This window comes from Micromonospora sp. L31 (genome assembly GCF_052068075.1).
Lineage (GTDB): Bacteria > Actinomycetota > Actinomycetes > Mycobacteriales > Micromonosporaceae > Micromonospora > Micromonospora purpureochromogenes.
The window spans coordinates 659107-684714 of sequence record NZ_JBQHDC010000001.1 but is presented as its reverse complement, the minus strand read 5'-3'; the positions used below and the strand labels follow the sequence as shown (position 1 = coordinate 684714).

Here is a 25608-nt window from a genome sequence, read left to right as displayed (position 1 = left end):
ACTGCTGCGAGCATCCGGACGGGCAGGTCACTCGCAGCGGTCCTCGGCGCCTCGGCCGTACGGCTCACAGCAGTCAGGGCGGTGCCCATACACGCGCAGGTCGCGTCCGTGCCGGCGGCCGTACTCGCGCGTGATCTCGTACAGGCAGGCCTGCCACACGACGGTCTCCCCGCCGCCGGGAACCACCTGGCCGTCTCCCGGCCCGCCACGCAGCAGCACGTCCACGTTCTCGACCGTACGGAACCCGCCGACGCCGCGGCGTGGCGTCCGGCTCTTCCACTCAGGGACGAAGGCGAGAGACTGGGACGAGGACGTGACCAGCTTGGCAAGGACGAGTCAGGACGCATGCGCTGCGGCGCTTCGCCGATACGGATCGGCGGCCAAGCGCAGAGCTCTCCTGCTTCAGACGAGTGGTTTCAGAGCAGCGTCGTTGGCTGGGGCTCAATCTCGGCACCAGTGTCTCCCTGTTCTACGTGGTGTCCACGAGAGCGCCTGCTGGCGCCCCTGTACGCGCGAGAGCAGCGGCTAGTTCGCCGCCCCGTGCACCGGCGTTGGCGTGCGACAATGCTGGTCCGACCCGCACCGGTGCCCACAGGAGGCGACGTGACTATCGCGGACCTTGTCGCCGCGCCGGACCGGCAGCAGGCACCGCTCAAGACTCTGGCCCACGTCGAGTTTCAACTGCGGGTGCTGGGGCTGCTCTGTGCCGCTGCAGCCGGGGGACCGACCACGTTGACTACACCGGGATCTCTCGATCTCTGGTACCGCTACATCACGCTGCAGCGCGGCTCTCTGGGTTGTGATACCTGTCAGTCCGCCGCGCTCGACGTCGCCGACAGCATCAACGCCGAGGTGGCAACGGGCATGTCAATCCGGCAGATGCGCAACCAGGTGTTCCACGGCGGCCCGGATCCAGAGAACGTCGACCTCGATGCTCTCCATCAGGTGGTCTCGGCCAACGCGGACCGGATCGTGGCGGTCCACGCGCACGGGCACGTCACCCAGTTGGAGCCTTTCTTCATCCCGGTCCATGGCGAACTCGCCGCCCTCAACGATTACTCCGAGGGATCCGCGACTTACTGGCCCCGCCGTGGGCTGGCGACCGACATAACCCGGCCTGAGATCCTCGACGCGCTCCAGAAGCTGGGCCCGCAGGGCGGCGACCGGCTGCTGGAGAGCTTCGCGTTGGATATCCAGAAGGATCTCCGCGGTTTCGCCGAGCGGGATTCGATCCACACCCTCGTCGTTCCGCCCCAGCCGATCGTGGCGCGCTGGGATTTGCGGACCTCCGGCGGCACGATCCGGCGCGTCGACCGGTTCGAGATGAACGTCGACCATGCCCGGATCTGGCAGTCCGAGTCGGGCCCGAAGCCGTACAAGGCGTTCCTGGCGGGCATCTGCAACTGGGAACTCCTCAAGGAGCGGCTCCTCGAGGAGCTCGAGGAGCAAGTCAAGCTCGAGAGTCAGATCAGCGAGGAGCTGTTTCCGGATCTCAAGCGCCACGTCCCCAATGTGCCCGCCCGGGTCCGCGTCGCCGACGGCTTGTTCGGGGACGGCAGCGACGTCACCATCACCCAGGCGTGTGAGCGGATCACCGCCCGGACCGGCATCTACAGCTCATACACGAACCTCATCACGCTGACCGGCGAGGCTGGATCGGGCAAGACCCACAGCCTGCTCCAGTTCGCCCGGGAGTCGCTTTCCCACAGCGGCGAGCTCGATCCCCTTGCGATCTACATCTCGTCAAGCGGGACCAGCGCGAACAGCCTCGACACGCTTCTCGACGCCCGCATGGCCCGTACCCGGATCCTCGACAAAAGCTCCGTGCTGGCGCTGTGCCGCGCGGGTCTCGCGATCCTGGTGATCGACGGCTTCGACGAGCTGCTCGGTTTCCGTACCTACGACAATCCGCTCACCGGCCTGAGGCCGATCCTGGACGAACTGCGTGGCAAGGGGACTGTCATCCTGTCGGCGCGATCGAGCTACTCTGAAGCCCGGCTCCGCCAGAACCTGGAGCTTCACGCCGCGCTGGACTGGCCGCCTTACGTGACGACGCTCGAACTGCTGCCGTGGCAACCGAAGCAACTGCGGGAGCTCACCAGTCACCTGTCTGTCGAGGCGGCGGGGAAAAATACGTCCCCGGAGATCCGGCAGCTGCTGACGACGCCGTTCTTCTGCCTAGCGTTCGCCGCCTGGGCGCGATCCGAGAAGCCACTGGAGTTCCTGCAGTTCGTCGTCGAGACCTACTTGCAGCGGGAACGGCGCAAATTGGCAGGCCAGGGAGGTATCGAGCTTTTCGGCTCGGGAGCGCTGGCCGACATTTTCTCCGAGGTCGCGGAGCTGATCGCCCGGAACGCCGTACCGGAGATCTCCGAAGAGGACCTAGAGCTGGCGGCGTCCCAGGCTCTAGCCCGTGAACTCACCAAGGAGGAGAAGCGCCGGCTGGTCGCGCTGTGCGGGATGAGCGCCGAATGGGCAGAGGACGACCTCTCGTTTAAGTTCACCCACCTCGCGATCGCCGAGCAGTTCCTTGCCCGGCAGGTCGCCCGGCTGCCGCTTGACCAGGCCGCCTCCCTGTTGTTCAGCGTGCCCGTCTCGGCGCTCTGCGCACAGCTGATCGTCTCCATCTGGCGGACGGAGCACGGTGGGGTGCCCACCGAGCTGATTGCGGCGCTCCAGGAGAGGGTAACCGCGGCGCAGCCCTATGACAGACGTCTGCCCGGGGCGATCAGCCTCGGCGAGCTGTGGGCAAAGGTCCACGGGATCGGCGACGGCCCTCGCACCGCGCGTCGGATCACCGTCGAGGATCTGGAGCTCGGCGGCTCCGGCCGGGTTTCACTCGAAGAGGCCCACATCCAAAACCTGGCCGTGGGGCCCGGCGTCGAGCTTCTGCTGACCTCCAGCCACGTCGATCGGCTGGATCTGTCGAAGTCGTCAGGTGCCGCCCTGGTGGGGGACTCCTACAAGCAGGTGCTCGAGCTGCTGACGCAGAGCGAGCTGGCGGTCGGGCAGTCAAGAATCAAGCACGTGCTCGGGCTGACCGAGGACACGGCCCATGACGTCAGCGAGATCGACAACTACTTCAAGTCGAACCTCGCCCTTGCCCGGGGGCCGATCATCGTGAGCTCGCGTGACTTCGCGCCGGAAGAAGACAGCCGGCTCACCTGGGTTCTGGACTACGGTCTCGCCGCTTGGCAGGGCTTCGTCCGCAGGATGCATGAGGAAGGCAAGATCACCCTCGAAAAGGTGAACGCGAGTGGGCGCCGGAAGGTGCGGCTGCGCGCGACGGAGAAGTTCCACAAGCAGTGACGCGGACGGTGCGTCGCGGTGCCGGCAGGGTCCTGTGCCGATGGCGTCGATGCGGTTGGTCAGGGTGGCCCTGTGCCCGCACCTGTGACCGCGGCCCGGTTGCGGGCGACGTGCACCGCCGCGCCCACGCATCCGCGCTGGCGAGCGTTCCTCCCCGGAACACCCAGGCCGTCCGGGTAGGCCTGCTGGTCCAAAACGGTGTCGCCGCTTGCTGAAACTGACCCTTGGTGAGGTGGGGGGTCGTCAGGGGGTCCCTTCTGTCCTGGCAGTGCGTTAGGCCGACCGGCATACGAAGGTCGCCGGGCGAACCTGCATGCGAGATCAACAGCAGGAGCGCGATCGGGTGCACGCTCATCGCCACGTCCGGACGGCTACCGGGCCAGCTTGGCGTGACGCTGCATAGCGCGCGGATCGCGGCTACTTGTTGACTGGCGGTACGACCGCAGCCCGGCCAGGCTTGGTCGAGGTGACCGGCGGGATAGCTCTCATTTCGGCTGCCCACCGCGGTTTGGTGTGGCTCTCATCTGGCATGCGCCCCGCCGGTCACCGTGGCGCGGAGAGGCTCCAGAGGGGTATGCCCAGCTCAAAGTAGCGCTGCCCTTCTCGCCGGCATCACGTCCCGGCTGATCGAGAAGGAGCAGCATGGCATCCGTCATCATCGGTATGGATCCCCACAAGCGATCCGCGTCGATCGGGATCATCAACGATCGGGAGAAGATCCTGAGTAGGGGCCGGTTCGGCACCGACCGCGGCGGCTATCAGGCCATCCTCGCCGGCGGGCGCAAGCACAAGGACCGGGTCTGGGCGGTCGAGGGCTGCAACGCCCATCGGCCGGCACATCGCTCAGCGCCTTGTCGCCGACGGTGAAACCGTCATCAACGTGCCTGCGGAAACTGTCCTGCCGAGTGCGCGTGTTCCGCCACCGGCCAGGGCCGCAAGACCGACCCGGTAGATGCCCACAGTGTCGCGGTGGCGGCGTTACGCACCAAGGGTTCGCGGCAGGTCGTCGTCGACGACGCCACCGTGGCGTTGCGGCTGCTCATCGATCGCCGCGACGGCCTGGGCCGCGCTCGGACTGAGACGATCAGCCGGCTGCATCACCTGTTGCTCGAACTCGTGCCGGGCGGAGCGAAGAAGTTCCTGTCCGCCCCGCAGGCCCGTGCGCTACTCAATACGGTCCGCCCGCGTGACATCGTCGGGCGCACCCGCCGGCAGTTGGCCTCCGAGCTGATCACCGAACTCACCGCTATCGACAAGAAGATCAAAGCCGCAAACGCCCAGCTGACCGAGCTGGTCGAGGCCACCGGCAGCCGCCTGCAAGAACTCAACGGCATCGGCCCCTCCGGCGCCGCCCGCCCGATCGGCGACATCGGCGACATCCACCGCTTCGCCAGCCGCGCCCATTTCGCGTCGTGGAACGGCACCGCGCCCATCGACGCCTCATCCGGCGACCAGAACCGGCACCGGCTCTCGCGGGCCGGGAACCGGCGCATCAACCGCGCCCTGCACATCATGACCGTCGTCCAGCTACGTCACGACACCGAAGGCCGCGCCTACTACCGGCGCAAACTCGCCGCGGGCAAGACCCAACCGAAGCCATGCGCGCCCTGAAAACGACGCCTGTCCGACCTGGTCTACAAGCAGATGGTCAACGACGCCAAGCGCGTGCGGACGGGCCCGGGAGGACACCTGGGGGCGACTCTGCAATCCAGCGCGACCGATCCAACCCCGATGATCGGCACTTCGGAAAAGTCACTTCCCGGACCCGCCAACCCCCAGCCTAGAACACCCCTCCTCACCGCTTCTTGACACAGAGGGGTGCCAGAAGCGAGCGTTCAGGAGCTCGATCCGTAGGACCACACTGGTACAAGATGTGCTCATGACCGCTCGCGACGAGATTCTCTCGGCTCTACCGGCGATCTGCGCCCGCACGGTCGACGGAACCTTCACGCCACAGGATGTGATCGATGAACTGCGGCGACGGGGCAGCACGTACGCACCTTCAACCATCCGAACACACGTCGTCAGCCGCATGTGCCAATGCGCCCGACCACCACGCTCGAACGTGCGACGACCTTGAACGTCTTGCTGACGGCCGCTACCGCCGTCGATGAGGCAGCATGCGCGCTCCGCGGCAGATGAGGGCGTGCGATGATCTACCTACCGGCCTAATATTCAGTTCGAGATCTGGTTGGGTCGCGAAAGGGCGAGAGTGGGCATTCGAGCTGAGTTCACCGCAGCCACCCGCAGGCTAATTGCGGAAAGAGCAGGGTATCAGTGCTCTGTACTGAACTGCGGACGCTTGACCGTCGGGCCGGGGACGGATCCGCGACAAACAGTGCATACCGGTGTCGCTGCACACATCTATGCAGCATCGCCGAGTGGTCCGCGCGGAACAGGGGGGGCTGTCGGAGGCGGAACGCAGTGAACCCGAGAATGGGATCTGGTGCTGCGCTGCCCATGGCAAGTCCATTGACTCGGACGACGGGCGAATTTTTTCGGCTGTTCAGCTCAGGGCGTGGAAAAGGCTGCATGAGGCGCGAAAAGCGGCAGAGGTAAACGGCGGCGCGCTGAATCACGTTGGACTTGTTGAGTCAATCTCGGTTAACTCTTCTCCAGTCGCCTCGCTGGAAGGTCGAACATTTGAGCTAGGAATGCGAAATATATTTACTGGCCCCAACGCAAGTGGAAAGTCCGTTCTAACACGTCTCATTGCGAGCGTCGCTTATCCGGATCACGTAGCGGAGCTATCGCATGATCGAGAGGTTGACATGGGGGTGCGCTGGTTCGACCCTATGACGCACGATGTCGTCACGAAGGGTAGGTCGGGCGTCGTCACGCACGTTCTGGATGGTCAGCCCGTGCCCTATGTCGCGCGCCCCTACAAAACCATACTTCTTCGGGGTCCACGTCGGGATGAAATCGGAAACATTACTGCGTTGGCTCAAATGTTCGACCTCAGCATATCAGCAATGATATCCACCCTTAGGCTTCTTGCCTCCGACAGCGGCCTAGTCAAAGAAGTTCAGTGCACCAACGGGCAAGTGCATTGGACTCTGGACGTCCACGGTCGAACTGAAAAATTCTCTGGCCGCGGTGGACTTAGCCTCGGGCTCGAGTCCTTGATCCTTTTAGAGTTGGCTGGCCTCCACGCGCGGCACCACGCACGCGTTGAACCAACCTTCCTCCTACTCGACGAGTTTCTCGACGGCTATCATCCCGCTGCACAGGTTGCCGCACTCGAACGACTCCAAGCGGCGGCGGAGCATGCGCAGGTGGCTATTGTTAGCCACTCGCCGACTATCCTTGCGGAAGTATCGACAGAATGGGCAATAACTGTTCTAGAGCCTCGGCCGAGCAATCGATGGGATAACCCGCTCGACTTTGAGGTAGAAACTAAGCCAACACCAAATACGTTAGACGTACCAAATCTCTCCGGCCACGACAGATCGGCACGTTCGTGACGCCTCTCGCCATATTAGTGCACTCTCGTCGGCAGAAGCGGATGCGCCGCTCTGCCGATGGCGCATCGCTGGTCACGGAACGTCACGACGGCCACCGACACTACCCATGGGTCTCGCTGAGGCCGCTGGTCGGCTCGGGAGCGGTTGGAGCGCCGAGCTGCCGCCCCTGTACCTGGTTCCCTTACTCAGAAACTGGTCCGGCTTGCCGGCGACGCAGCGTGCGGATCCACCCCTGGGCGGTGTGCCGGGGCACGCTGTAGTGATCGGCGACAGCAGTCACACTTCCGGCCTGCTGGTAGACCGCTTCGAGATCGGCCGGTGAGCGCCGGTACACCCGTCCCTCGCCTCCGGAGGATCCGCCTTTGGCGGTCCGCTTCGTGGCCTTCGTCGCCGTAGTCGTGGCCTTGGCGCCCGCTGCGGTCTTCGGCTTGCCCGCTCGGCTGCGGGTCGCGCCAGCGCCCGACGCCCGGCTGGCCTTCTTCGCCTCGCTTGCCTTGGTGGCCGGTGACGCCTGCTTGGGCACCACGACGTCTACCGCACCAGCTTCCGCAGCGTTACTCGTAGTCGGCTCATCCGCACCCAGGGTAGGGGCGGTGGCCTGGACCGCCGTCGGCTCGGCGGCGGGCTCACCGTCGTCAACGGACATACCGCCGGCTGCGGGCGCCTCGTCGGGTACGGCGATGGGGGGCGTGGCAATCGCCTGCCGCTGGCCGGCGGCGGGCGCGATCGCCCTCAAGAGCAGGTCCAGGTCGACAGCGGGGATCTGGCCCGCGGTCAGCCCGTCCCCCTGTCCGGCGCGTACCACCAGTTCGGTGATGCGCGGGGTGGTGTCGTTTACCTCGACCTTCAGGGTTGTGGTCGCTCGGCTGGGATCGTCTGCGGCGATTGTGATGGTGTAGGAACTCATCGAATCATGGCCTCCTATGTGGATGCCGGTTTTCGCCTCATGGAAGACGTCCGGCAACGCGGCAGGAACTTCACCTGTTCACCGATTGGTGTTGGTGAAGAAAGTACCGCAGGCCCTGAGCTGATATTTCAACCCATCACCCAGGTCGGTCGCTCAGGCGCTACGGCGCCGCTTGTTCTTGATTCTGTCGGCGACGGCGGTTGCGGCTTCGTGGTGCAGCCGCTTGACGACGCTTTGGTAGGTGTCGCGGGTGAGTGTGGTGGTGGAGTGGCCGAGTTGGTCGGAGACGACTTTGATGTCGACGCCGGCGTCGAGGGCGAGGGTGGCGGCGCCGTGGCGCAGGTCGTGCAGTCGGATGGGTGGCAGCCCGGCTTGTTTGACGAGGCGGCGGAAGCGTTGGGTGACCGCGCTCGGGTGCCATGGGTTGCCGTCGGGCCGGACGAAGAACAGTCCCGTGTCGGGCCAGTCTTTTCCGGCGGCGAGGCGCCAGGCGGCGCGGCGGGCCTTGTAGGCGGTGAGGACGGCGACGGTGTCGGGGTCGAGGGTGACCTCGCGGTTGCCGGCGTCGCTCTTGGGCCGCTTCTGGTGGGTTTCGTAGCCGTGGGTGGCGATCTGGTTGACGATGCTGACTTCGCCTTTGGCGAGGCGGACTTCGGCGTCGAGGAGTCCGCAGGCTTCGCCTCGGCGGGGTCCGCGGTAGGCCATGAGGTGCAGCAGGGGGTGCAGGTCGCGGGCGTGCTCGGCGGCGTAGTCCAGGAACTGGATGAGAAGGTCGTCGGTCCAGACCATGACAGGGCCGGGGACCTTGCCGGTGGCCTTCCACCTCTCGACGCGTTCCGGTTCCCACACGATTGGTTTGGCCCGGGCGTGGGGGGTCTTGACGAGGGTGGCGGGGTTCGTGACGCCGCTGACTACCTCTCGGGCGAGGGCGTCGTTGAACGCTTTGCGTAGGGTGGCGCGGATGCGGGCGATGGTGGCGGGTCCGGTGGGTCGCACCCCTCGGACGCTGGCGCGGGTGTCGGGGTCGGGGCTGGCTTTCGCGGTGGCGATGTCGGCGTTGCGTTGCTTGATGTTGTCGATGAGGTCCTCGATGTGGTGGGGGCGCAGCTTGTCCAGGACGACGTCGCCGATGTTCGGGATGAGGTGCACGCGGACGTGGGATTCGTAGCCGCGGCGGGTGTTGTCATCGACGGTGAGTCGCTGCAGCCAGGTGGTCAGCCAGTCGGCGAGGGTGGGCACCCCGATGAGTGGGGTGTCGGTGCGGAGCCGGTTGCGGACGGTGTCGACATCGGGAAGGGTTCCGCCGGCGCGGAGGGTGGCTTGCAGCAGGTCGCCGATCTCGGTGCGTTGGCGGCGGTTGCGGCCGGCGAGGTCGAGGAGTTGGCGGGCGTGGTCGAGTTCGTCGGCGGCTTGTTTGTGGGTGTCGAAGCCGGTGGGGCGTAGCTGTCGACGGCGGCCCTCGGCGGTGGGTGGGAGTTCCAGTTGGTAGGCCCAGTGGCCATGGTCGGGGTTCCAGGACCGGTTGGCGCGTCGGAGTTTCGGGCAGTGGTTGCCGAGTGGTTTACGGGTGCGCGGTTCGCGGCAGCCGCAGCGTTTGAAGATCGATCCGTGCGACATGGGCGGGTTCTCCGGGTGGGTTGGTCTGGTGGCTGCCGGGGCAGCGGTTTTGTCGATCGACATGCACGCTCGACTGCCCGCGACGATCAAGTCGTCGCGGGCAGCCGCCGCTCGGTGGGGGGGTCTACGGTGCGGGTGGGTGCGTGTCATCGCCGTCGGGTGTTGCCGGGGTGGTGAGGTGCAGGGCGGCGAGGAGGCCGGCGACGGGTATCCGGTACTGGTGGCCGGCCTGGATGACCGGAACGGGGAAGGTTCCGGCGCGGGCGAGGCGGTAGGCGGTGTTGCGGGACAGTCCGAGGATCTGTCCGGCGGTGACGACGTCGGTGGTCACGCCCAGCGCGCGGACATCCGTCTCGGTCCATGGGGGTATGGCCGCGGCTTTGGCTGGTGTGGCGGTGTATGAGGGGGTGCGGGTGCGTCGCCGGTCGCTCATGACGCGGCACCATTCGTGGCGACCTGATGAGCCATGCTTGTTCGCAAGGGCCCTCAACCCTCCTCCCCCACGTCATTGGTGGCCACCTGGCAGGACGAGCCCGCGGGACCGACGGGTTCGTGCGCGCACGAGGCTTCCCCGGAACTGGCGGAGGCGGGCACCTTGGTAAAAATCAGGACGTCTTCGTGGGTGATCAGGTGCAGTGGGGTGCCGGCGGTGCGGGCTTTGCGGACGGCCTGGAGTTGGAAGAACGACGGCCGGGCGACGAGGCGCCCGTCGCGGACTGCGGCGAGTAGCGCGACGCAGCGTTCGGTCGGTGTCAGGCCGGCGCGGACGCCGGCGGCGATGACGGCGGAGGGCAGGTCGACGAGTTGGCTGTTCTTGCGCCAGGGGCGGGCGGTGACCACGACGGTGCCGCCGGGGCGTAGCAGGGTCGCGCAGCCGGTGAGGATCTGTTCGAAGCCGTGGGTGAGGCCGGTGAGGTCGCGGTAGGCGAGGTTTCCTTTGTCGGTGCCGTCGTTGTAGGCGTTGTCGAACTTCGCGACCCCGTCAGCGCCGGGCCGGACGAGGCCGTGGACGGTGGGCCCGTAGGGCGGTGAGGTGACCACCAGGGCGACCTGCCCAGTCAGAGCGGCAGGAAGTAGGGACCGAAGGCGGGTGGCGTCGCCGCGGATCACCGAGGCGCGGCCGGTAGCGCCATGGTCGTGGGCGTGGGTGATGTTGGCGTCCGCGATGTCGGACCAGCGGGACTCGTACTCCACGCCGATGGCGTCGCGGCCGGAGTGGACGGCCTCGACGAGGGTGGTGCCGATGCCGCACATCGGGTCCAGCACCAGGTCCCCGGGCTGGGTGTAGGCGTTGACGGCGTGCGCGGCGATCGCCGGGAGCATCCGGGCGGGGTGCTTGACCGACTCCGGCACGTACCGGCCGCGGCGCTGCACCGGGCCGGTGCGTTGGGCGGTCGCCCACACCGACAGCCCGTCGGGGTCCGGCTCGGTTCGATGGGGACGCAGGCATCCGGGTGGGCTGGGGTGGCACGGGTTCTGCTCCGGGTGGACGTGCTCGTGCTCAGTCACGGTTGCCGCCTTCCTGCCGGCGCGGGCGCCGCGGCTGCTCGGGCTGCTGGCTGAACACGAGCAGGTCGGCGTGTACCCGCAGGTGCGCTACCGACCACTGCTGCTCGCCGGCCTGCTGGGCGAGGGTGAGCAGTTCCTCGTCGGTGACGTGGTAGACGAACGCGTCGCCGTCGGTGTCGGCGGCGACGGCGACGATGTGCTGCAGGTAGCCCAGGCCGGCAGCTGCGGCGGCGGTGGCCACCGGGGTGAAGTCCTCCGGACCGGCCATGCTGGCCGGCACGGTGACGACGAGGACGAGGCAGCCGCCGGGGCGCAGCAGGCGCGCGCACGCGGTCAGCAGCCACGCCAGCCGGACCCGGTTGGTCGCGTCGGCCGCGTCCAGGGGCCAGCAGGCCACGACCAGGCTGGTCGCCTCCGCCAGCGACGTGCGACCGGGGTGGGTGGTGGCCTCGTCTGCGGGCAGGTCGGGGTCGGTGAGATCGTCGCCGAACCACGTGCGCATGTCCGGCAGGTCGCCGCTGCTGTCGTCGGGCATGGCGGCCGGGTCGGGGCGGGTCGGTGGGGTGGCCGGTCCGATGATCAGGCTGGACGCGCCGGTGAACCAGCCCGGGTGGTGCCGACGTGCGCCGGCCGCGCAGACGGCTGTCAGGGCGTGGTCGCCGGTGAGGTCGACGACGGCCTCGCCGGGGCGGCTGTAGGCGGCGACGAGCCGGTAGGCCAGTCGGGCGCCGATGGTGCGGCCGGCGTCGGCCGGGCCGCGGGCGGTGCGCCACACGGTGACCGGCACGGGCGGGTCGCCGGCGACAAGGTCGATCAGGGTCGGGTCGACGTCGTGCGGGTCGACGGGCTGGGCAGGGTCGGGGTGGTGCTGCGGCGTGTGCTCGCTCATCTGGATGTGGGCTCCGCGCCGCGCCGTGATGCGCTGACACCCCTCAAACCGGCGTTTGTCAGCTCTGGCGGACACCCCTCGGCCTGACAGAGGTCTGACAGCACCACCCTGCCGGCCCCGCCTGCAGGCGGTGCGATGCGGTCAGACCGACGCCCCGGGGCCGTCGTCGCCGCTCATAGTGACGGAAGGTGAGGGGCATCCCCTGCCCGGCGCAACGACGGATGCCGATGACATTGGTGCGTGGACCGCGCTGTCAGACCGGCGCGGCGTCGCGCCAGGGCCCGCGTGTCAGGTCTGGCGCGGTCACGCAGTGTTGTCGATGACAGCGCCGCGACGTCGTGTCATCCGGCGGTGCCGCTGTCAGATCGCGGTTCGCCGCCGGGAGTGCCGCCGTGACAGACACCGGGCCGCCGTCAGGCGGCGGCGTCTGACAGCGGCAGGCTTTCAGACACCGCCGTGGCGTCACGGCGCGGTTGTCATACCGCTGTCAGACCCCTCTGACGGGCGCGGCCGGGCTGTCAGATCCGCCGGCGCGGCTGGTGTGACCACCGGGCTGGGTGGTGTCAACGCGCAGGTCAAGGCCAGTTTGTCAGCCCGCTGTCAGAGTCGGCGCCGGTGGCCGCCGGTGTCTATCAGGTCGGCGCATCGGCGGGCGGACACGGTGTCATCGGGGCGTTGGCCTGGGATGTCAGAGGTCTGCGAGGTCGCCGTGGCGCAATCGATGTCTTCCGCGCCGGGGGGTGGCACCACCTCGGCGCATCATCGACGACCTTCTTCTGTAGGGAGTGTGTGGACATGACCGTGTCCAACCCGGACTGGCCCGACTCGCCGCTGGACGCCGTCGACGCCGCTTTCGCGGCGCTGACCACCGGCCCCGACCCGATGACACTCGACCTGGACACCCTCGGACCTGACACCGGCTTGCCGGGCGGGGTCATGACACTCCCTGCGCTGCGGGAGTGGCTGCTGCGCCATCCCCGCGCCTACACCGCGCGCGACGCGGTGTGGCGGGACCTGGTCCGCCGCGCCCGCCTGGACGGACCGTCCTGGGTCATCGCGGCGGTGGCGATGGCGATGCCCGCGCTGCGCCGCCACGCCGGCCGACTGCACGCCGGTTGGTCCGGTGACGCCGCCGACCTCGACGCGGAGATCCTCACCGGGTTCCTCACCGCTCTGCGCGACCGCGTCGATCTGGCCAAGCCCGCCCCGCACGCGGCGCTGTGCATGGCCGGCTGGCGGGCCGGACACGAACTGCTGCGCCGCACGGGCACCGCGGTGCCGGTGGAGCACGTGGAGCACCTCACCGGCCCCCGCATCCCGCACGTCCCCTACGGCCACCCCGACCTGCTCGTCCGCCGTGCCGCCCGCCTCGGCCTGCTCGAGCACACCGACCTGGACCCCTACATCGACCTGCGGCTCGGGCAGCGGGCGATCGAGCCCATCGCCGCGCGTCTGGGCATCACCGTCGACGCGCTGCGCAAGCGGATGAACGGCATCGACGAACGCCTCGCCGACGCCCTGGCCAAGGGACTGCTCACCAGCGTCGTGTCCCCCAAGACCCGCGCGTACCTGCAGAACCAGTCTGTGCACCGCATCCGGACCCGCACCGGCCGAGTCACCACCCGGCCCAGGCGGACGGCGTCCCCGGCAGCCGCCGCTGCCTGACCTGCACAACATCCGTGAGGCGGGGTCCGACCATGACCGTCGGACCCCGCCACTGCTGTCATTGTCGGCGTACGAGCCAACGTGCCCAGCCAGGTACAGCTGAACATGCACAGCGTCGTGTAGACGGACGCTGAGATGAGAGCGAGCAGTTTCCACCTCCAACCGCTCCCCGAGCCGACCAGCGGTGCCTCAGCGGGACCCATGGGTAGTGTCGGTGGCCGTCGTGACGTTCCGTGACGAAGCAGATGCGCCGTCGGCATGGCGGCGCATCCGCTTTTGCCGATGACAGATCGTCGATCTTGGATAGTCGGCGACTCTGAGGTTGGAGCGATCAGCGAGGCGGCTCACTTCGAACAGCGGAGTGCGCTGCGGATGCGATTTGTGATCGGTAGTCGGCCCACCACTGCTCATCGTGCGGCTCCTGGTTCAGATTGCCGGAGCGCATCCCGGTACGCCCGTCGAGTTGCTCGCGCAGGACGTCGGCGTGTCCAGCGTGGCGAGCGGTCTCTGTGAGGACGTGGACCAGCATCGCGTGCAGCGTGACGTTTGGTCGCGGCCACCAAGGCACGTGCCCGGGAGCGTCGAGGTCAAGCGAGCGGATCGTCTCGTTAGCATGCGCGATCGCAGCCTGGTAGGTATCGAGAATCTCCTGGCGCCTCTCCGAAGCGTTCACCCACATGTCGGCACCTTCTGGCGCGTCGTCATCCCACCACGGCAGATGCGGCGCGAACGGGCGTTTGAAGGTCTTCCCGAAGTACCAGGCCTCGACGATCGACAGGTGTTTGATCAGTCCAAGCAGGTTGGTCCCGGTACGTGTGAGCGGCCTGCGCACGTCGTACTCCGATAGCCCTTCGGCCTTCCAGATCACCGCGTCACGGGTCTCTGTGAGGTAGTCATGCAACTGCTGCTTCGGGTCCTCGCTCATACGGTTCACCCTGCCCTACCCGCGCCAGGGCGGGCGAGGCGAAGACGTCCGGATCTGCCGCCGACAGCGCGTCACGCAGAGTCACCGCCGGTCGATCAAGACGCACTCGGTCTTGCCGATGTCCGCGCCTCGGCGGTCTCGTCCGGTAGAACGGTGAGCGACCGCGACTGGTGTGGGCGAAGGAGCAGGTGAGTTGTTGTGGAGGACCCAGACGTGGGTGCGGCTGCCATATCGCGGGTTTACGTCGACATGGTTGGAGACCTGTTCCACGCGGGCCACGTGTCGCTCCTCCGGGAGGCGCGCCGCCATGGTGACTGGCTGGTCGTCGGCGTGCTGTCCGACGACACCGCAGCCTCTTACAAGCGTCGTCCCATCATGACCCTCGCCGAGCGTGTCGCCGTGATCGAGTCGTGCAGGTACGTCGACGAGGTGATTGAGGACGCCCCGCTCCAAGTGACCGAAGAGTTTCTTGCCGAACACGGGATCACCACCGTGGTGCACGGCGACGACTTGTCGCCCGAGGGGGCCGAGTTCGTATACGGGCCCGCTGCAGCAGCCGGGAAACTCACTTACGTTCGGCGCACGGGAGGAATCTCAACCACCCAGTTGATCCAGCGGGTGCTCGACGCGGCCGCCTCGCGAAAGGAATGACCGGATCTGGCACCCCTCTGTGTCAAGTGATGATCAAGAGGGATGTTCTAGGCTGGGGTGTGGCGGGTCCGGGAAGTGACTTTTCCGAAGTGTCGATCTCGGGGTTTGGGTCGGCCGCGCTGGATTGCAGAGTCGCCCCCGCGTGTCCTCCCGGACCCGTCCTGACCAGCTTCGCGTCGGCTGTCATCTGCCGGTAGACGATGTCGGACAGGCGCCGCTTCAGTGCCCGTAGGGCCTCCATCGGGGTCTTGCCCGCGGCCAGTCTGCGCCGGTAGTAGCGGCGTCCTTCGGTGTCACGGCGCAGCTGGACGATGGCCATGATGTGCAGCGCCCGGTTGATGCGCCGGTTCCCGGCTCTGGAGAGCCGGTGCCGGTTGGGACTGCCCCGGGTTCGGTTGACTCGCGGGGTTGAGTGGTTCAAGCCGCGTGTGCGGGCCTGTTGATTGTCTCAAACTCGATCGGGGTAAGCCGGCCCAGGCGTCTTTGCCGTCGGCGCCGGTGGTAGGTGCGTTCGATCCAGGTCACGATCGCCAGGCGTAGCTCGTGGCGGGTGTGCCAGCGTTGCCGGTCGAGGACGTTGCGTTTGCAGTAGGGCGAAGAACGATTCCATCGCCGCGTTGTCACCGCAGGCGCCGACGCGCCCCATCGAGCCGACCAATCCGTTGCGGTGCAACGCTTTCACGAACTTTCTGGACCGGAACTGACTGCCCCTGTCGGAGTGCACGATCGTGCCGGCCGGGCTGCGCAGGCGAGCCGCGTTCGACAGCGCCGCGACGGCCAGGGACGCCTTCATCCGTGAGTCGATGGAGTAGCCGACGATCCGACCGGAGTACACGTCCTTGATCGCACACAGGTAGAGCTTGCCCTCGCCGGTGGGGTGTTCGGTGATATCGGTCAGCCACACCCGGTTCGGCGCGTCGGCGGTGAAACGGCGTTGCACCAGGTCGTCGTGCACCGGCGGCCCGGCCCTTCTCGTGAGGCCTCTGCGTTTGGCGAACACCGACCAGATCCGCTGCTGTGAGCAGAGCCTGGCCACCCGGTTGGCGCCGGCGATGATGCCGTGGGCAGGTAGTTCATCCGCGATGAACCGGTACCCGAACGCCGGGTCGTCGGCGTGGATGTCGAGAGCGGCGTTGATCAGATAGGCGTCTTCCAGGTCCCGGCGGGCGACCGGGCTGTTCTTCCACGCGTAGTAGGCCTGCTTGCTGAAGCCCAGCACCCGGCAGGTCACCGCGACGGGGATCCCGTCCGCGGCCAGGTCACCGACCAGCGGGTACGTCATTTTGGGGCGATCTCCTTGGCGAAGAACGCCGCCGCCCTGCGCAGGATCTCATTCTCCTGCTCCAGCAGCTTGTTGCGTCGTCGCAGCTCCCGCAGCTCCGCCGACTCAGAGCTGGTGGTGTCGGGGCGGATCCCGTCGTCGGCGTCGGCGATCTTCAACCAGCGGTGCAGGCACGACTCGGAAATCCCGAAGTCCTTCGCGATCTGGGCGATGGGCGCCTCGCCCTTGCGGGCAACCGCGACCACGTCACGGCGAAACTCCGGCGGGAACGCTTTCGGCATGGCAGACATCCTTCCAGCGAGGAACGCATCCTCACAGGTCAGGAGTCAACCGAACTGGGGGCAGTCCCGGGGAAAACCGACTGTCGGCGAAGGTGGCAATCGGCGCGACGACACCGGACTGTGTGCTCTCGAGGGTCGTGTCGACCTGGCGCCACCCAGAGCCGTCGTGTTTATCGATCCACCGGGGAACTGGGTAGGACTCCAGCAGCAGCGAACCCTGCGGCGTCGCCAACACCCGTGAGGACTGCGTCTTCGAGCCCGCGACCTCGACCGGCCTGCCCAATCGATCGGCAGCGGCCAGGGCCTCCGTCTCAGGGCTATCCCCCACCAGCCCGGGGTCCAGCAGGTGTTCCGCGACGGGGGCTGAAGCCACCGCCGGGACAGCCGACACGACCGAACCCCCACCGGCAACCGCAGTCAGCAGCACCGTCACCACCACAGCTGACCGGTTAGCAGCGCGTCTTACCCGCGCCGCCCGACCAGGCCCCACCCAACCACCCACGACAGCTCCCGTGATCAATATGCAGATGGACCGGGACCCTAGAGAACGCTCGCGGCGGCACGTAAGGGGCCGTCACAACTTGACACCACAAATCCCCCAAGCGCCCGTAGAACGACCTTCAAGATCACCGAAGGTGACCGGAGTCGCCGCCTCAGGTCGATGTGCGGCATGAGCAACCGAGACAGTCGCTGACTGGGGAGTGCCCGGGTTGGCCATGGCAGTCCTGACGCGGTTGGAGAGGGGTATCCTGCGCTGCCATCTTTCAGCAGGACAAGGAAGACCGATGACGCGAACTTGGTTGGCCAGCACCTCGAAGCAGGCAAGACACCGACTTGTGCTGGCTGCCGCAGTCCTCACGGCGACGACGGCCTGTTCGCCGCAATCGGACACGGGCAAGCCCTCCGCCGAGACACGGCTAGACACATCCCCGAGCGCCTCCGCAGGTGTCGTAATGCGTCTTGACAAGCAGGAAAACCTGTTCGGCTCCTGGCAGGAGGCGAAAAGTCGCATCCTGCACGGGCACGCCCAACGGAACATGGCCCACTTCAAGACCATCCTTGCCGGTGATCCCGGCAGCGCGGTCGGCGTCGCCTACACCTCCACCGACGAGAAGTACACCGCCCTCGTCAGCGGAGTGTCCGGGACGGTGACCGACCCGGTCGCGGCACTCGACGTGGTGTTCGACGGCCTTTACAAGCTGACCGACATCAAGCCGACCTCACCAGGCCCGCTGGGCGGAGAGGCGCGCTGCGGCGGCGGGAAAACCGACGGGGTCAACTTCGATGTCTGCGCTTGGGCAGACAAGCACACCATCGGCTCCGTCACGCTGATCGGCTACCCCGACGGGCACGATCCCGCCCCTCAGTTCCTGCTCGTGCGCACACAACTCGAGCATCCCGCACCCTAGGCCACTGATTTCAGCCGCGACGGCAAGCCTGACGTACTGGCAAGGGCGAATTCGACGCGAACCGTGTACATATACCCAGGTCCGCCAACGGGCTGCTAGATGCCCGCGAACAAATCGCCATCGGCTAGTGACACCAAGGGGCGGATCCGCCGACGAGGCTGGTCCGCCCCACCCTCGACAGATATGCCCGGCTGGAGCCACCCTTGTGAGACGAAAGAGAAGATCTGTATGAGCGACCAGCAACTTGGTCCCAGCCGGCCTGACACCAGTGCAACGGCGCGCCGCCGCAAACGAACCCTTATCGTGACCGCCCTCGCCCTCCTCGTCCTGCTGCCGGCCGGCGCGGCGTCGTACTGGCTCGTCGACCGGCGGGAGGACGACGACCCGGGTGTGATCGCATGCCACTCCGCCGGCGTGCTTGTCCAAGCCGAGCGCGGCGAGAACGTGGCCTTTGATGAGGTCACGACGGTGGGCCGACTGTTCCAGAACTCGAAGCATGACGACCTCAAGGACAAGGGCGTGCTAGCAGCCGGCTTCGTGCATCGGGCACAGGACCCACGACGGGACCCAACCGTTCCCGGAGCAGACCTTCCCCAACGCCGATTGAGCGAAGTAATTCCTCAACTCGTCGAAGCATGTAAAAACCACGGCGCAAGCGTCGAAGACTGAGCTCAACCGCTGCGGGCCCGCTGTTCAAACTGGCAGGCGGCTGCGACAGGTTCAGTCGCCTAGGAACCACAGATAGCGATGGGGTTCCATCTGGGCGACCTCACAGAGCCGGCGGATCTCCGTTCGGCTCTCGTCATCCAGCGCAACGCCGGACGGCAAGCGGTCCAACTCGTCAAGGAGGGACGGCAGTTGACGAAGGTTGAACATCGTGTCCAGGAAGGCGCAGAGCCCACTGAGCATGGGGTAGGCCGACCGGTCGAGATCGATGAGGTCCTGCGACCAGTCAAAGCCGCGGTTTCCCTCGGCGACGATCGCCCCCTGCTCTGTCCTCACCTGCATGTCGATCACGACTTCACCGTAGATGTGACGTCGGGAGGTCTACTGCCGGGGCTCCGCCCCGGACCCCGGCCTTCCCTCCGAGATCAGCGAAGAGCGGGTGGGCGGCTCCCCTCGCTCAGGCACCGCGAGGGCTACGCGAGAACCCCCGGTCGCGCCAAGGCCAAGCCTGCCTGACCGAGGAGGTCCCGCCGACGCGCCGGTGGCGTGCCCATGATGGGCCATCCACGGGCCAGTAGCCGCGAGGCACAGCGGTCACGAGCGAGCACCAGACGCAAATTAGCACCCCTGCACCGCAGGCGTTTCGGGCATCACGAGCGGTTGAGCACGCACTTCCAAACGGACGGTGCGCGTGGGGCTTGATGCCAGTGTCAGTGTTCTGCCGTTCACTGCCTCGGCCGAGCTGGGTTCTCTTCTCGCTCTACGCCAGCCACTAGCTGGACCTCAAAGGCGGTCGATCGACTTACTGCCAGTGACTCAAGCTCTTGCACGAGTGCTTCAACGTTCGGCAGTGAACAGCCGACGCGAATGAAGAACTCGGCACGGGATGAAACAGAAGTTGCCTCCGCCAAGACTGCCGCCAGGCGGCTGACCTCATCGCGGTTCAGAGTGAGAGTCACCTGATCGCCTTCGTACGCGCCCCGCACAAGTGCCCTCTCATCAAGCAGTCGTACAGCCATCCGTACAGCCAAGTACACCAGCCAGAGCCGACGCCGCCCGACAGTAACCGACGGCATGAGCAGGGTCAGGGGTAGCTCACCAGCCCTGACCTGCGCCGGCGGACAGGGCGCTTGATCTTTGCAATCAGGGGCTAGAGCTTTCCGCATGGTTGGACGGTCCGGTGGCCCAGCCGGTTGGACACGCCGGCGACGAAGCCAGGGTCGAGCATGGGCCAGTTCCAGAACTCGAATCCCAGGTAGCCGAAGCCCCAGGGCGGGCTCCATCCCCACTCGTTGATTCCGACAGGCTTGCCGCAGTGCTTGCATGCACGCACGCCGGTCCCACCCATGTACCACTCATCGATGACCGGTGAGAAGTCGCTCCAAGAATCTTTGTCTGGGTCGTCCACCACAACTGCTTTGCAGTGCGGGCAGACGACCTGGTCGACGCCCATCGAGTAGAACACTGACTGCCCCGTAACCAGGCGGAATCCGTTGGTGGCAAGTTCGTGCAGGTCATCCCGTGGTTCGACGGTCGCGGCGGCGTAGTTCGGCCCGGGGCGGTGCCCTTGGTTGCCGAGGATGCAGTCCGTCGGTTCGGCCATGACGATGCCCTGCTCAACCAGCCACGACAGCACCTCAGCCCCCAGATGGTCAGCCTCTTCGGGGGTTGCCTCGACGTCGGCAATAGTCTCGAACCATTCGCCCACCGCTCGCCTCCTCCGACCACCGTCCGGCGGACATCCTGACAGACATCATTAGCAACGAGTGACAGCAACAGCCTCCGACTCGACAGGATGGAGCAGGACGCCAACCGGCATGAGACGAGGGCGCAGGCCGTCATCCGGACCGCCGACGTGGAGCCCGAGAACGGGACAGCGGTGGTGCTGATTCAACTGGCCGAGCAGACGTTGCCAGCTTGAGCGCCCCGCGCGCTCCTAATCACACGGCTCGATGCTGGGACACGCGGTGACGGCGCGCGTAGGCCTTTGATACTGCCGAATTGACCTCTTCGAGGATCAAGGCGGCCCGCAAGCGGGCAGCACCGGCCCGGCCCCGGCCTACTGGCGACCTGCGGCCGGCATCGGCCGGGCCGGCCGGCCGGCAACTGATGTGCCGGTATCCTGCGCTTCTCCCAGGCAGGACAGCTCACTACGCGGAGGAAGCGTGGGATACGAGATTCACATCAGCCGAGCCCAGGAGTACTACGACAGCGAAGAGCACCCCATTGCTCTGGAGGAATGGCTGCCCTACGCGGGAAGCAACCCCGCGCTCAGGGCAGGCGGATGGCTCGGCTGGGATGAGGACCGTCAGCCCATCTTCGAGTACACCTGCGCGGACGGAAGCGTAGTTTCGCTGACCTGGTTCGAAGGTGGCATCAACATCAAGGGCCACTTCGACAGCGACCCCTACCGAGAGTTCGGAGCCCTTGCCGAGGACTTGCGGGCCACCCTCCAAGGCGACGAAGGAGAGCGATACACCGCCGACGGAGTCCTTCCGCCCACCCGGTAAGCCGTGGGGCTCCGCCCCACACCCCGGCCTTCCCTCAAGAGATCGCCGAGGACGGGTGGGGCGCGCTCCCCTTGCCCAGGCACCACGAGGGGCTAGTCCCCCGGCTGCACCAGCACCCGCTGGTTGCGCTGCAGGCTCTCGCCGACCCGGCCGGGAGGATCACCTGGGACGTCTCGGTGGACTCGACCAGCGCCGTGCCCATCAGCATGCTGTGGGGGCGCGGAAAAAGGGGATCTGCAGGCTGAACCGCCCGGCGGCTTGTCTTCGAGCCGGCCGATCATGAACCGGGCCGTCTCGCGGTGGGTTGACCGAGAAGCTACACCTGGGCTGCGAGCATTGCCAGAAGCCCCTCGCCATCGTGCTGATCGTCGGCCAACCGCGGCGACAGCCCGCAGTTCATCAAGCTGGCCGTGCACTCTGAGGCCACTATTCACCTCGCCGCCATCAACGAGTGGCTGTGATCCCCTTCGACACAGGCCTTACCCCCGGAGGGACCTGCTTCTCGGCGGGCCTGGCTGCGGGTCGAGGTTCGCCGGGAGCCGCAGCGTCGGCCAGCGCTGGTCCGGATGGAAGTCGGTGTAGGTGCCGTCGAAGGGAGAGTCGCCTGCCGCGATCAGTTTGGTGAGCCGTTCTCCTTCGGCACGGACGGCGGCGGCCGTAGCACGGTCGAAGTAGAGAAGGTGTCCAATACGTCCGTCGGACTCGTCGACGTCCTTCCACTCCCACTGCCGGTCCGGAGTCACGACGATGTCCAGGACGAGGTCGGTGACGTCCACGCCATCGGGGTGCCGGTGATACGGCGTCTCAAGGTTGACGTACCAGCCGTGGAAGGCGCCCTGTTGATGCCGTCGCTGTAGGAACTGCGTAGCCACTGCATCAGCGAGGCGGGTCCTCCGGCTCCTGTGCCGGCGGTCAGGGCGCGGCGGTGATGAAGTATCCGCTCTGGTCGATGATCACGTGGGTGCTGCCTGAGCTGCCGTTGTAGACCGTGAGCGACGCCTGGTTGGCCTTGGTGAGGGTGAGGTTCGAGGCGGTCTCTCCGGCGATGAAGTTGACGTTCGATGTCGTGGGTCGGGTCGTGAGATAGGGGTACGCGGTGAGCACACCGGGTGCGGTCGGTCCGGTGACAGTCACGTTGCCCACGAGCGCGTTCGGTCGAGGGCAGTTGATGTTGCACCCGGTGTCGATGTTTTCTGGGATGTCCCCGTAGTACCGGGCGTAGAACGATGCGGACTCCTGCTTGTGCAGGGGGCCGGGCTGGCGACCGAGCAGGCCCGTGCCGGTCCGACTGTCCACGATTCGCCTCGGACCTGACGGCACGTAATGCTCTGTCGCGCCGGAGGCTGCCGACCCGAAGTAGCCGGCCAAATCGGCCACGACGTGGGTGCTGCCGGCGCTGGCGTTGCGGATGACGATCCTGCCGTTGCGCACGGGCACGATCACCAGGTTCGGGATCGTCTGCTTGGCGACGAAGTTGAGGTTGGAGGCGACCGGCGCGGTCGAGCCGTAGGGGTAGACGGTGAGCACCCCGGTGGACGCGGGTTGGGTGACGGTGACGTTGAGGACCGCTGCGGTGGCGTGGACGGGCAGCTTGGCCGACAGGTCCAAGAGATGCTCAGCCCTCGGAGGGACCGCCGCCGTCGTGCGGGTGTCGAGCACCCGGGCCGGTGACAGGGGTTTGAGGCCCGAGCCCTCACGGCCGTAGAAGCCCTGCAGGTCGGCGACCAGGTGGACCGTGCCGCCGCCGCTGTTGCGCAAACGGACCTTGCCGTTGGTGACCGGCACGGTGACCAGGTTCGCGACGGTTTCTCGAGCGACGAAGTTGACGTTCGAGGTGTTCGGCATTGTCCCCTGGTCTGGGTAGACGGTGACGAAGCCGGCGGCGCTGGGCTGGGTGACGGTCACGTTCAGCACCACGGCGCTGAGGTCGCCGGTGGGTACCTGTCCGGTGCCGGTGATCGGCAGGACGATCTCAGCGTTCGGGGCCAGGGAGGTGGTGGTGGGGGTGCCGATGGCGGCGCGGGTGTCCAGCAGCCGGGTCGGGGGCAGCGGGGTGTACAGGGCGCCGACGACGGTCGACAGGCCGGGCTGCTCGTATCCGAGTCGCCCGTATCCGCCCGCGGTGCGGAACCCGTCGAAACTGACCCAGACGTCGACGCCGACGGACCCGGCCCTGCGATAGGTGTGGTCGAGGGTGGGTTTGCTGGTTACGCGCCAGAACCGCTCGTCACTGAACTTGTACGAGAAGCTCCCACCGGAGCCGCTCGTGGGCCAGGCGTAGGTCGGGACGGCAATGGCGGTGACGTCCATCGGGCCAGCACCGGCCTTACGCCGAAGGTTCACGGTGCCGGTCACGGGGCCTTGCAGCTCGATCGCGCCGCGGTCGAGGTAACCGCCGCTGCTGTTGCTGACCGCCGGGTTGTCCGTGCGCGGGTTGCCGAACATGTCCGTGGGGGTCACGCCCGGCGCGGTCGGGTCACCAGAGTCGACAGCGGGTGAGGCCGGATCGAGCGCGTAACCTCCACGCTGGTACAGGGACGGGCCGGCAGGGATGCGCGGGTCGGCGACGATGTCGTGCGTGCCGTGTCCGGTCGACTGCGTGAACGATGCCAGCGTCGAATAGTCGGTGCCGTCCCACGAGTACAGCGGACCCGCCGTGGTGGCGGCGATGAGGTTGTAGTCACTGACGCTCCGCGCCGTCGATGCCGGGGACACTGACACGGCCGCAGGAGGCGTCGCGCAGCCGGCAGTCCACTTCCCGACTCGCACGATGTTGTTCCGGACAGACGCACCCGGCGAAACACCCGCGATGTCGATGCCGCCCACACAAAACGTCATGATCGTGTTGTTCGTGATGACGGCACGCGGGGCGTCATTGACCAGAAGACCGCCGAGCGCCAGCTCGTTACCGGTAACCACCGCGTCCGTGGTACCGCCATCGATGACGACCACGGCACCCGACACCGTGCCGAAGTAACTGCGGCTGATCGTGACGTTCGTCGAGCCGCCGGTGACCCGCAACTCGGTGGAGCCCGTGGAACTGGCCGCCGCCAGCCTGTCCAGGACCACCCGGTCTGCTCCGTCGACCAGCAGCGACCCACGCTCCGGCGCGGAGTTCAGGGTGAACCCTTCGACGACGACGTCATGTACATCGGTGAGGGAGAAGATGTGTCCGGCGACCGGTGGCATGCCTCCGATGGTTCCGACACGGACGACGCCCGCGCGGCTGTTGACAGCTCGGAACGTGATGGGCGCGGATTCCGTACCCGAACGGGTGATCGACACCGTCTCCGGGTAGTCCCCCGGCTGGACCAACACCGTCTGGCCCGGCTGCGTCACCGCTGCCGCCTCGGAAATGGAGCAGAACGGCAACTCCGGGCTGCCGTCAGCGCCGGCCACACAGTGGGCACGACTGACATAGATCTCGGCACCGGTCGTCACCGCCGCTGCGGGAAGGGCCGGCAACACCGCCGCCGTCGGGGCCACCACGCCAAAACCGCCGACCACCAGCGGCATGACCGCGAGCAACGACAACAACCGGCCGTTCATCTACCGCCCCCGAACAAGGTGATCATGTATCGGCGGAGCGTACACCTCACGCGACCCGCACCGGCAGTCCCGCAGAACGGCCAGAAAGATGACAACGCCGAGGAAGATCGCCGATCACTGAGCCGACGATGACCGCCAGATGACGCAACCGCCAGGAGGGCGAGCTGATCTACCCAGCCGAGCCCTTCGACGATCGCACGCAGCTAGGCATTACGGAATAAGTCGCCTGCCCCGGCCGGCCTGCGGGAATGTGCGGTCTCGGGACCTGCGTGACAGATCGGTATCAGGACCTGGATGACACACCGCCGTGTGCTGCCCGACTGCTGCTCGTCAGAATGTCATGACGCCGGGCGCTGGCCGTTGCGCCGGCAGCGAAGGGGTCTCATGAGTTACGACCTTGAGTGGGCTGATCTACCCGAACCTGCTGCCACTGCTCGCTCGCGCTTCGAAGCGTGCTCTGATCTGGGGGACCTGTGCGTGCACGCTCCTCCATGCCTGAACGAGTACGAGACGCTTGCGGCTGCCTATCAGTTCCATCTGAACATCGCCGGCATGGCCCTCTGCCGCGACGGTATGCGCCGCACGGGCATGACCTACCACGCAGCCCCGCAGCCCTTCCCCGCCTGGCCGTTCGAGGGCATCGACGACTGGCAGTCTGCTGATCAGAGTCGGCGCGACGCGTACAACGAGGCCGAACGGGCGGCCTCGGCCCAGACGATCCCTGGAATGCTTGGTATCCCAGAATTCAAGCTGACGAGCAACGGTCCCTGGCTGGTAGGACCGAGGGAGATCGACGAAGCGCTCGACTGCTATCAGGCTTCGTCACCGAGCCTGCGTGCAGAGTTGGAGGGGGATGACCGGTGGGGGGCCTGGCTTGACTGGCTGAGACAGACCGTCCGCCACGGCGGTTTCACCGTACTATGAGCTGCCGCCATCCCTAGATCGTCTAACCGGACGTGTCACCCATGTCCCGAG

General features: G+C 66.9%; 24 protein-coding genes and 2 pseudogenes. 12 read left to right on the top strand and 14 right to left on the bottom strand.

Going from position 1 to position 25608, the window contains the following annotated elements:
* Nucleotides 1–27: 27 nt before the first annotated feature.
* Nucleotides 28–225, bottom strand: coding sequence for a hypothetical protein (locus ACTMS9_RS03360; RefSeq protein ID WP_441164089.1), 198 nt, complete (start codon nucleotides 223–225; stop codon nucleotides 28–30).
* A gap of 378 nt (nucleotides 226–603) precedes the next feature.
* Here ACTMS9_RS03360 and ACTMS9_RS03355 point away from each other — a divergent pair, with 378 nt between their 5' ends.
* The 5 genes and pseudogenes from ACTMS9_RS03355 to ACTMS9_RS03335 all read left to right on the top strand — a co-directional run bounded on the left by ACTMS9_RS03355 (nucleotide 604) and on the right by ACTMS9_RS03335 (nucleotide 6773).
* Nucleotides 604–3309, top strand: coding sequence for an NACHT domain-containing protein (locus ACTMS9_RS03355; RefSeq protein WP_441164088.1), 2706 nt, complete (start codon nucleotides 604–606; stop codon nucleotides 3307–3309).
* Between the two features lie 642 nt (nucleotides 3310–3951).
* Entirely contained in the window at nucleotides 3952–4176 is a 225-nt protein-coding gene (locus tag ACTMS9_RS03350; protein ID WP_441164087.1) for a hypothetical protein, read from the top strand.
* Nucleotides 4177–4248: 72 nt separating this feature from the next.
* A pseudogene (locus ACTMS9_RS03345) lies at nucleotides 4249–4419 on the top strand (IS110 family transposase); the annotation flags it as partial.
* A 6-nt stretch (nucleotides 4420–4425) separates the two neighbouring features.
* Complete coding sequence (locus tag ACTMS9_RS03340; protein WP_441164428.1) at nucleotides 4426–4920, top strand: transposase; 495 nt, start codon at nucleotides 4426–4428, stop codon at nucleotides 4918–4920.
* A gap of 770 nt (nucleotides 4921–5690) precedes the next feature.
* Nucleotides 5691–6773 (top strand): hypothetical protein, encoded by a 1083-nt coding sequence (locus tag ACTMS9_RS03335; protein ID WP_441164086.1) that lies wholly within the window; start codon nucleotides 5691–5693, stop codon nucleotides 6771–6773.
* A 181-nt stretch (nucleotides 6774–6954) separates the two neighbouring features.
* Here ACTMS9_RS03335 and ACTMS9_RS03330 read toward each other — a convergent pair whose 3' ends face one another.
* The 5 genes from ACTMS9_RS03330 to ACTMS9_RS03310 form a co-directional block, all read right to left on the bottom strand.
* Nucleotides 6955–7737: a hypothetical protein gene (locus ACTMS9_RS03330; protein ID WP_441164085.1), complete on the bottom strand. Its 783-nt coding sequence runs from the start codon at nucleotides 7735–7737 to the stop codon at nucleotides 6955–6957.
* 96 nt (nucleotides 7738–7833) lie between these two features.
* Nucleotides 7834–9360 (bottom strand): tyrosine-type recombinase/integrase, encoded by a 1527-nt coding sequence (locus ACTMS9_RS03325; protein WP_441164084.1) that lies wholly within the window; start codon nucleotides 9358–9360, stop codon nucleotides 7834–7836.
* 61 nt (nucleotides 9361–9421) lie between these two features.
* Entirely contained in the window at nucleotides 9422–9730 is a 309-nt protein-coding gene (locus ACTMS9_RS03320; protein WP_441164083.1) for a helix-turn-helix domain-containing protein, read from the bottom strand.
* Between the two features lie 53 nt (nucleotides 9731–9783).
* On the bottom strand, nucleotides 9784–10743 hold the full coding sequence (locus ACTMS9_RS03315) for a TRM11 family SAM-dependent methyltransferase (RefSeq protein ID WP_441164427.1): 960 nt from the start codon (nucleotides 10741–10743) through the stop codon (nucleotides 9784–9786).
* Between the two features lie 55 nt (nucleotides 10744–10798).
* Complete coding sequence (locus ACTMS9_RS03310; protein ID WP_441164082.1) at nucleotides 10799–11695, bottom strand: hypothetical protein; 897 nt, start codon at nucleotides 11693–11695, stop codon at nucleotides 10799–10801.
* A 795-nt stretch (nucleotides 11696–12490) separates the two neighbouring features.
* Here ACTMS9_RS03310 and ACTMS9_RS03305 point away from each other — a divergent pair.
* Nucleotides 12491–13360 (top strand): hypothetical protein, encoded by an 870-nt coding sequence (locus tag ACTMS9_RS03305; RefSeq protein ID WP_441164081.1) that lies wholly within the window; start codon nucleotides 12491–12493, stop codon nucleotides 13358–13360.
* Nucleotides 13361–13691: 331 nt separating this feature from the next.
* Here the strand turns inward: ACTMS9_RS03305 and ACTMS9_RS03300 are convergent, their stop codons facing one another.
* Nucleotides 13692–14285 carry a DinB family protein gene (locus tag ACTMS9_RS03300; protein WP_441164080.1) on the bottom strand — a complete coding sequence of 198 codons (594 nt, stop codon included), beginning with the start codon at nucleotides 14283–14285 and terminating at the stop codon, nucleotides 13692–13694.
* Between the two features lie 198 nt (nucleotides 14286–14483).
* Here ACTMS9_RS03300 and ACTMS9_RS03295 point away from each other — a divergent pair, with 198 nt between their 5' ends.
* Entirely contained in the window at nucleotides 14484–14936 is a 453-nt protein-coding gene (locus ACTMS9_RS03295) for an adenylyltransferase/cytidyltransferase family protein (protein ID WP_441164079.1), read from the top strand.
* Between the two features lie 22 nt (nucleotides 14937–14958).
* Here the strand turns inward: ACTMS9_RS03295 and ACTMS9_RS03290 are convergent, their stop codons facing one another.
* From ACTMS9_RS03290 to ACTMS9_RS03280, 3 genes and pseudogenes are all read right to left on the bottom strand, one after another.
* Complete coding sequence (locus tag ACTMS9_RS03290) at nucleotides 14959–15357, bottom strand: transposase (RefSeq protein WP_441164078.1); 399 nt, start codon at nucleotides 15355–15357, stop codon at nucleotides 14959–14961.
* Nucleotides 15354–16499: pseudogene (locus ACTMS9_RS03285) on the bottom strand (IS3 family transposase). The gene ACTMS9_RS03290 and the pseudogene ACTMS9_RS03285 overlap by 4 nt, the downstream one beginning before the upstream one ends.
* Before the next feature lie 31 nt (nucleotides 16500–16530).
* Nucleotides 16531–16932, bottom strand: coding sequence for a hypothetical protein (locus ACTMS9_RS03280; protein WP_441164077.1), 402 nt, complete (start codon nucleotides 16930–16932; stop codon nucleotides 16531–16533).
* A gap of 520 nt (nucleotides 16933–17452) precedes the next feature.
* Here ACTMS9_RS03280 and ACTMS9_RS03275 point away from each other — a divergent pair.
* Nucleotides 17453–17908, top strand: coding sequence for a hypothetical protein (locus ACTMS9_RS03275; protein ID WP_441149086.1), 456 nt, complete (start codon nucleotides 17453–17455; stop codon nucleotides 17906–17908).
* A gap of 228 nt (nucleotides 17909–18136) precedes the next feature.
* Nucleotides 18137–18577: a hypothetical protein gene (locus tag ACTMS9_RS03270; RefSeq protein ID WP_441164076.1), complete on the top strand. Its 441-nt coding sequence runs from the start codon at nucleotides 18137–18139 to the stop codon at nucleotides 18575–18577.
* A gap of 51 nt (nucleotides 18578–18628) precedes the next feature.
* On the opposite strand, the gene ACTMS9_RS03265 is transcribed toward ACTMS9_RS03270, so the two are convergent.
* Together ACTMS9_RS03265 and ACTMS9_RS03260 are read right to left on the bottom strand one after the other, a co-directional pair.
* On the bottom strand, nucleotides 18629–18925 hold the full coding sequence (locus ACTMS9_RS03265; RefSeq protein WP_441149084.1) for a hypothetical protein: 297 nt from the start codon (nucleotides 18923–18925) through the stop codon (nucleotides 18629–18631).
* A 799-nt stretch (nucleotides 18926–19724) separates the two neighbouring features.
* Nucleotides 19725–20282 (bottom strand): hypothetical protein, encoded by a 558-nt coding sequence (locus tag ACTMS9_RS03260; RefSeq protein ID WP_441149083.1) that lies wholly within the window; start codon nucleotides 20280–20282, stop codon nucleotides 19725–19727.
* Between the two features lie 87 nt (nucleotides 20283–20369).
* On the opposite strand from ACTMS9_RS03260, the gene ACTMS9_RS03255 reads away from it, so the two are divergent.
* Nucleotides 20370–20495: a hypothetical protein gene (locus tag ACTMS9_RS03255; protein ID WP_441149082.1), complete on the top strand. Its 126-nt coding sequence runs from the start codon at nucleotides 20370–20372 to the stop codon at nucleotides 20493–20495.
* Nucleotides 20496–20739: 244 nt separating this feature from the next.
* Nucleotides 20740–21084 carry a hypothetical protein gene (locus ACTMS9_RS03250; RefSeq protein ID WP_441149081.1) on the top strand — a complete coding sequence of 115 codons (345 nt, stop codon included), beginning with the start codon at nucleotides 20740–20742 and terminating at the stop codon, nucleotides 21082–21084.
* Between the two features lie 479 nt (nucleotides 21085–21563).
* Here ACTMS9_RS03250 and ACTMS9_RS03245 read toward each other — a convergent pair whose 3' ends face one another.
* Together ACTMS9_RS03245 and ACTMS9_RS03240 are read right to left on the bottom strand one after the other, a co-directional pair.
* The gene (locus tag ACTMS9_RS03245; protein WP_441164075.1) at nucleotides 21564–21956 is read right to left on the bottom strand and encodes a DUF402 domain-containing protein; all 393 of its coding nucleotides are present in this window, start codon (nucleotides 21954–21956) and stop codon (nucleotides 21564–21566) included.
* A gap of 40 nt (nucleotides 21957–21996) precedes the next feature.
* Nucleotides 21997–24633, bottom strand: coding sequence for a hypothetical protein (locus tag ACTMS9_RS03240; protein ID WP_441164074.1), 2637 nt, complete (start codon nucleotides 24631–24633; stop codon nucleotides 21997–21999).
* 384 nt (nucleotides 24634–25017) lie between these two features.
* Here ACTMS9_RS03240 and ACTMS9_RS03235 point away from each other — a divergent pair, with 384 nt between their 5' ends.
* The gene (locus ACTMS9_RS03235) at nucleotides 25018–25557 is read left to right on the top strand and encodes a hypothetical protein (protein WP_441149078.1); all 540 of its coding nucleotides are present in this window, start codon (nucleotides 25018–25020) and stop codon (nucleotides 25555–25557) included.
* Nucleotides 25558–25608 lie beyond the last annotated feature (51 nt).